The following is a 6,330-nucleotide window of genomic DNA, read 5'->3' as shown; positions in this document are numbered from 1 at the left end:
CCGCCGGCAACCGCGCCGACGTCTCCGGCAACGACTGCATGCAGTACTGGCTGGAGGACCTGCGCCGCCGGCTGGTCGGCGCCCTCGGCCCCGGCGGGGACGCGCAGGTGGACGTCTCCACCCGCCGCCGCGCGGAGTACACCACCGACGCCTCCAACTACCGCGTCGTGCCGCGCGCCGTCGTCTTCCCGCGCTCGGCCGACGACGTCGAGGCCGCGTTCACCGTCTGCCGCGAGCTGGGGGTGGCGCTGACCAGCCGCGGCGGCGGCACGTCGGTGGCGGGCAACTCCATCGGCCCCGGCGTCGTCCTGGACTTCTCCCGCCACCTCGGCCGCGTCCTGGAGGTGGACCCCGCCACCCGCACCGCCCTCGTCGAGCCCGGCACCGTCCTCGACGTCCTGCAGGCCGCCGCCCGCCCGCACGGGCTGCGCTTCGGGCCCGACCCGTCCACCCACGCCCGCTGCACCCTCGGCGGCATGATCGGCAACGACGCCTGCGGCCCGCACGCCCTGGCCTCCGGCCGCACCAGCCACAACGTCGTCGCCCTGGAGGTCCTCGACGGGCACGGCCGCCGCTTCGGCACCGACGCCCCGCCCGCCGGGCTCGTCACCGCCCTGGAGCAGGTGGCCGCCCAGCACCTGGCGACGATCCGCACGCAGTTCGGGACGTTCGGCCGGCAGGTGTCCGGCTACGCGCTGGAGCACCTGCTGCCCGAGCACGGCGGCCCGCGCGGGGAGCGCCTGGCGCGGCTGCTCACCGGCTCGGAGGGCACGCTGGCGACGCTGCTGCAGGCGCGGGTGCGGCTCGTGCCGCAGGCGCCGGCCACCACGTTCGTCGTGCTGGGCTACCCGAGCATGCACGAGGCCGCCGACGCCACCCCGGCGCTGCTGGCGCACTCCCCGCAGGCCGTGGAGGGCATCGACCGCCGCCTCACCGAGGCCGTCGCCCGCCGCGGCGGGTCCGTGGAGGGGCTGCCCCGCGGCAACGGCTGGCTGTTCGTGGAGATGGGCGGCGAGACCCCCGAGGCGTCGATGGCCGCGGCCCGCGCCCTCGTCGCGGACTCGCAGGCGCTGGACTCCGTCGTCATCGCCACCGCCGCCGACGCGCGCAAGCTGTGGCGGATCCGCGAGGACGGCGCGGGCCTGGCGGGCCGCTCCCCGGAGGGGCTGCCCGCCTGGCCGGGCTGGGAGGACGCCGCCGTGCCGCCGGCGCGGCTGGGCGCCTACCTGCGCGAGTTCGACGCCCTGATGGCCTCCCACTCCGTCGACGGCCTCGCCTACGGGCACTTCGGCGACGGCTGCATCCACGTCCGCATCGACTTCCCGCTGTACGAGGACGGCGGGTCGCTGCGGGCGAAGGCGTTCCTGGAGGACGCCGCGCGGTTGGTGGCCTCCCACGGCGGGTCGCTGTCCGGGGAGCACGGCGACGGCCGCGCCCGCGGCGCCCTGCTGCCGCTGATGTACGACGCCGACGCCATCGCCGCCTTCGAGCGGGTCAAGCACGCCTTCGACCCGGACGACCTGCTCAACCCCGGTGTGCTGGTGCGGCCGAACCCGCTGGAGGCGGACCTGCGGGTGCCCGCCGCCCGCACCGCCGTCACCATCGGGAAGCGGCCGCTGCAGTTCGCGTACTCCAAGGACGCCGGCGACCTGACCCGCGCGGTGCACCGCTGCGTCGGCGTCGGCAAGTGCCGCGCGGACTCCGGCGGCGTCATGTGCCCCAGCTACCTCGCCACCCGCGACGAGAAGGACTCCACCCGCGGCCGGGCCCGGCTGCTGCAGGAGATGGCCAACGGCACCCTCGTGACCGACGGGTGGCGCTCGCCGGAGGTGCGCGAGGCCCTGGACCTGTGCCTGTCCTGCAAGGGCTGCTCGGTGGACTGCCCGGCCGGGGTGGACATGGCCACCTACAAGGCGGAGTTCCTCGACCACCACTACAAGGGCAGGGTGCGGCCGCTGTCGCACTACTCCCTGGGCTGGCTGCCGCGCTGGTCCAGGCTCGTGCTGCTGGCCCCGAAGGTCGTCAACGGGGTGCTGGCGCTGCCGCCGGTGGCGCGGCTGGCGAAGCTCGCCGCGGGTGTGGACCGGCGCCGCCCGCTGCCGAGGTTCGCCGACCGCACGTTCCGGGCCTGGTTCGAGGAGCGCGAGCGCACCGGCGCGGCGCTCACCGGCGCCGAACCGGTGCTGCTGTGGGTGGACTCCTTCACCGACCACTTCACCCCCGACGTCGGCAAGGCCGCGGTGAAGCTGCTGGAGCACCTCGGCTTCAGCGTCCGCATCACCGAGCGGCGGGTGTGCTGCGGCCTGACGTGGGTGTCGACCGGGCAGCTGGACGGCGCCAAGCGGCAGCTGCGGGCCAGCCTCGACGCCCTCGGCGGCGACCTCGACGTGCCGGTGGTGGGGCTGGAGCCGAGCTGCACGGCGCTGCTGCGGGAGGACGCCGCCGAGCTGCTGCCCGGGGACGAGCGCGCCCGGGCGCTGCACGGGCGGGTGCGGACGGTGGCCGAGCTCATCGCGGAGCGGCGCCCGGACTGGCAGCCGCCGCAGCTGGGCACGGCGGCGGTCGTGCAGCCGCACTGCCACCAGCACGCCGTGATGGGGTTCGGCGCCGACCGGGCGCTGCTGGCGAAGGCGGGGGTGGACGCGCAGGTGCTGTCCGGCTGCTGCGGGCTGGCGGGCAACTTCGGCGCGGAGGCCGGGCACTTCGAGGTGTCGGAGCAGGTGGCCGAGCACCAGCTGCTGCCGGCGCTGCGGGGCAGGCCGGACGCGCCGTTCGTGGCGGACGGGTTCTCCTGCCGCACCCAGGCCGACCACCTCGGCGGGCGGACGGGGGAGCGCTTCGGCAAGCACCTGGTGGAGCTGCTGGCCGAGGCGCTGCCGGACTGAGCCCGGCCGCCCCGGGGGCGCCCTTCTCCGGGTTCGGGCGCCCCGGAGCCGCCCCGGGGGCGCCCTTCTCCGGGTTCGGGTGCTTCACGCGCCGACGTGGGGCGCCCGAACCCGGAGAAGGGCGCGAGAGGCGCCGGCCCCGCCCCGGCGTCAGCTCGGCGAGGGGTCGCCGGACTCCGCGGCCTCCCGCAGCGCCGGGATGATCTCCGAGGCCGACACCCGCAGGAACTCCTCCTGGTGCTCCCCGCCGATCTGCACCAGCGCCAGGTCGGTGTAGCCGGCGTCGAAGAACGGCTTGGCGGCCTCGGCGATCGCCTCCACGTCGTTGCCGCAGGGGATCTGCCCGGCCACGTCCTCGGGCCGCACGAACTGCGAGGCCCCGGAGAAGCCCGCCGTCGTCGGCAGGTCCGCGTTCACCTTCCAGCCGCCCGCGAACCAGCGGAACTGCTCGTGCGCCCGCTGCACCGCCGCGTCGCGGTCGCCGTCCCAGCACACCGGCAGCTGGGCCACCTTGCGCGCCGGTGCCTTACCGCCGGCCTCGTCCCACATCCGCCCGAGCGACGGCTCCGGCTCGGTGGAGATCATGAAGTCGCCCAGCGGTGCGAACCGCGGGGCGGACTGCTCCCCGGACACCGCGATCCCGATCGGCACCCGCCGCGAGGGCAGGTCCCACAGCCGCGCGGAGTCCACCCGGAAGTGCTCCCCGGCGTAGGTGACGAGGTCGCCGTCGAAGAGCGCGGAGATGATCTCCACGGCCTCCTCCAGCATGTCCTGCCGCTCGTCGACCGCCGGCCAGCCCGCACCGACGACGTGCTCGTTGAGGTTCTCCCCGCTGCCCAGCCCGAGGCTGAAGCGACCCTCGGACAGGATCGCCGTCGTCGCGGCCTTCTGCGCCACCACGGCCGGGTGGTAGCGCATCGTCGGGCACGTCACGTACGTCATGAGCTCCACCCGCGACGTCACCTGCGTCACCGCGCCCAGCACCGTCCACGTGTAGGGCGCGTGGCCCTGGGAGGTGAGCCAGGGGGAGTGGTGGTCGGAGAAGACGATCAGGTCGTAGCCGGCGTCCTCGGCGGCCGCCGCGTCCCGCACCAGCGAGCGGGGGTCGGACTGCTCGCCCATGCACGTGTAGCCGATCCCGACGGGGGCCATCAGGAGCTCACCCGCACCGCGGCCACGTGCTCCAGCAGGGTCCTCGTGAACGCCTCCAGGTCGTCGGGCTTGCGGCTGGAGATCAGGGGGCCGGGGCCGGAGGTGTCGACGACGACCTCCTCGTCCACCCACTCCGCGCCGGCGTTGCGCAGGTCGGTGGCCAGGCTCGGCCAGGAGGTGATCCGCCGGCCGCGCACGACGTCGGCCTCCACGAGCGTCCACGGCCCGTGGCAGATGACCGCGATCGGCCGGACGGAGGCCGCGAACTGCTTCACGAACGTGACCGCCGCGGCGTCGGTGCGCAGGGCGTCGGGGTTGGCGACGCCGCCGGGCAGGACGAGGGCGGCGTACTCGCTCACCGCGGCGTCGGAGACGCGGAGGTCGACGGGGAAGGTGTCGGCCTTGTCGAGGTGGTTGAAGGCCTGGACCTCGCCGGGCTGCGTGGACAGCAGCACCGGCTGCCCGCCGGCGTCCGCGACGGCCTGCCACGGGGTGGTCAGCTCCACCTGCTCGATGCCCTCGGGGGCGACGAGGAAGGCGACCTTCGTGCCGTTCAGCTGCGCTTCGCTCATGGCGCCCCACGCTGGCACGCCCCGGGCACCTCGGCACCCGGAGCCCCCGCGGGACGTGTGACGATCGCCTCCCTCCCGGCGGCGGCCGCCTCGTGCCAGGATCGTGCCCGCCAGAGCCGTCGTCACAGGAGATCCACTCATGCCCATCGCCACCCCGGACGCCTACGCGGAGATGATCGACCGTGCGAAGGCCGGTGCCTTCGCCTACCCGGCGATCAACGTCTCCTCGTCCCAGACGCTCAACGCGGCCATCCGCGGCTTCGCCGAGGCCGAGAGCGACGGCATCGTCCAGATCTCCACCGGTGGTGCGGAGTACGTCTCCGGCCCCACCGTCAAGGACATGGTCCTCGGCTCGCAGGCGCTGGCGGAGTTCGCCCACCACGTCGCCAAGGGCTACGGCGTGACCATCGCGCTGCACACCGACCACTGCCCGAAGGACAAGCTGGACGGTTTCGTCCGGCCGCTGCTGAAGATCTCCCAGGAGCGCGTCGCCGCCGGGCGCGACCCGCTGTTCCAGTCCCACATGTGGGACGGCTCCGCCGTGCCGCTGGACGAGAACCTGCGCATCGCCGAGGAGCTGCTCGCGGAGTCCGCCAAGGCGAGGACGATCCTGGAGATCGAGGTCGGCGTCGTCGGCGGCGAGGAGGACGGCGTCGCCCACGAGATCAACGACAAGCTCTACACGACCGTCGAGGACGGCCTGGCCACCGTCCGCGCGCTCGGCTCGGGCGAGAAGGGCCGCTACCTGACCGCCCTGACGTTCGGCAACGTCCACGGCGTCTACAAGCCGGGCAACGTCAAGCTCCGCCCCGAGATCCTCCAGCAGATCCAGGCGGAGGTCGGCGAGGAGGTCGGCAAGGACAAGCCGTTCGACCTCGTCTTCCACGGCGGTTCCGGCTCGCTGCTGGAGGAGATCCAGGCCGCGGTGGACTTCGGCGTCGTGAAGATGAACATCGACACCGACACCCAGTACGCCTTCACCCGCCCCGTCGCCGACCACATGCTGCGCAACTACGACGGCGTGCTGAAGGTGGACGGCGAGGTCGGCAACAAGAAGGCCTACGACCCGCGTGCGTGGGGCAAGGCCGCCGAGGCCGGCATGGCCGCCCGCGTCGTGGAGGCCTGCCAGCACCTGCGCAGCGCCGGCACGAAGCTCGGCTGACGCCGCCACGCACGAGGGGCCGGTCCCGCCGCAGCGGCGGGACCGGCCCCTCGTGCGTGCGGGCGCGCCTCAGGCGGGCTCGGGGTCGTCGACGTGCGGGGCCAGCGACGGCTCCTCCTCGACCACGTCGAGGAGCTGGACGATGTTCGTCGTCTCGATGAGGAAGCGCACCACCGCCGGCGGGCGGATCAGCGTGACGCGCCGGCCGCGGGAGCGGGACGCCAGCCGCGCCAGGAACGCCAGGCCGGTGGAGTCCATGAACGTGACGTGGTGGGCGTCCACCTGCAGCGGGCGGCCGGAGGACAGCGCGTCCTCCGCGGCCTCCAGCAGGTCCGGGCCCAGCTCGGCGTCGATCTCGCCGGTCAGCACGACGCGCGTGGCGCGGGGCTCGTAGAGGACGTGCACGGAGCCCGGGTCCACGGGGCGGATGTCCCGCGGCCGGCCGCCGTCCCCGCGCCCGGCGTCGCCCGGCGGCGTCGTGTCCCTCGCCATGTCCCCTCCGCACGCCATCGCGACCGTGGCGTCGCGCCCTCGAGTGTCCCGCACCCCGGCCCGCGCG

Annotated in this window: 5 protein-coding genes; 2 read left to right on the top strand and 3 right to left on the bottom strand. The window is 74.7% G+C overall.

Annotated features, from left to right (window positions below):
- The first annotated feature begins 38 nt into the window (after positions 1-38).
- The gene (locus ABEB16_RS10345; RefSeq protein WP_345712171.1) at positions 39-2,885 is read left to right on the top strand and encodes an FAD-binding and (Fe-S)-binding domain-containing protein; all 2,847 of its coding nucleotides are present in this window, start codon (positions 39-41) and stop codon (positions 2,883-2,885) included.
- A gap of 150 nt (positions 2,886-3,035) precedes the next feature.
- On the opposite strand, the gene ABEB16_RS10340 is transcribed toward ABEB16_RS10345, so the two are convergent.
- Together ABEB16_RS10340 and ABEB16_RS10335 are read right to left on the bottom strand one after the other, a co-directional pair.
- Complete coding sequence (locus ABEB16_RS10340; RefSeq protein WP_345712170.1) at positions 3,036-4,037, bottom strand: TIGR03557 family F420-dependent LLM class oxidoreductase; 1,002 nt, start codon at positions 4,035-4,037, stop codon at positions 3,036-3,038.
- The gene (locus ABEB16_RS10335; protein WP_345712169.1) at positions 4,037-4,609 is read right to left on the bottom strand and encodes a type 1 glutamine amidotransferase domain-containing protein; all 573 of its coding nucleotides are present in this window, start codon (positions 4,607-4,609) and stop codon (positions 4,037-4,039) included. Before ABEB16_RS10335 ends, ABEB16_RS10340 begins: the two co-directional genes overlap by 1 nt.
- 139 nt (positions 4,610-4,748) lie before the next feature.
- Between ABEB16_RS10335 and fbaA the strand changes: the two genes are divergently transcribed.
- Positions 4,749-5,771: a class II fructose-bisphosphate aldolase gene (fbaA, locus tag ABEB16_RS10330; protein ID WP_345712168.1), complete on the top strand. Its 1,023-nt coding sequence runs from the start codon at positions 4,749-4,751 to the stop codon at positions 5,769-5,771.
- Positions 5,772-5,840: 69 nt separating this feature from the next.
- Here fbaA and ABEB16_RS10325 read toward each other — a convergent pair whose 3' ends face one another.
- The gene (locus ABEB16_RS10325; protein ID WP_345712167.1) at positions 5,841-6,263 is read right to left on the bottom strand and encodes an STAS domain-containing protein; all 423 of its coding nucleotides are present in this window, start codon (positions 6,261-6,263) and stop codon (positions 5,841-5,843) included.
- Positions 6,264-6,330 lie beyond the last annotated feature (67 nt).

Source organism: Kineococcus glutinatus (assembly GCF_039542765.1).
GTDB lineage: Bacteria > Actinomycetota > Actinomycetes > Actinomycetales > Kineococcaceae > Kineococcus_A > Kineococcus_A glutinatus.
The sequence above is the reverse complement of the archived record's forward strand: the minus strand, read 5'-3'. Positions and strand labels throughout refer to the sequence as shown.

Coding starts and splice junctions, on each gene's coding strand:
- fbaA (WP_345712168.1), top strand. CDS start 4,749: ATGCCCATCGCCACCCCGGACGCCTACGCGGAGATGATCGACCGTGCG.
- ABEB16_RS10340 (WP_345712170.1), bottom strand. CDS start 4,037: ATGGCCCCCGTCGGGATCGGCTACACGTGCATGGGCGAGCAGTCCGAC.
- ABEB16_RS10325 (WP_345712167.1), bottom strand. CDS start 6,263: ATGGCGAGGGACACGACGCCGCCGGGCGACGCCGGGCGCGGGGACGGC.
- ABEB16_RS10335 (WP_345712169.1), bottom strand. CDS start 4,609: ATGAGCGAAGCGCAGCTGAACGGCACGAAGGTCGCCTTCCTCGTCGCC.
- ABEB16_RS10345 (WP_345712171.1), top strand. CDS start 39: ATGCAGTACTGGCTGGAGGACCTGCGCCGCCGGCTGGTCGGCGCCCTC.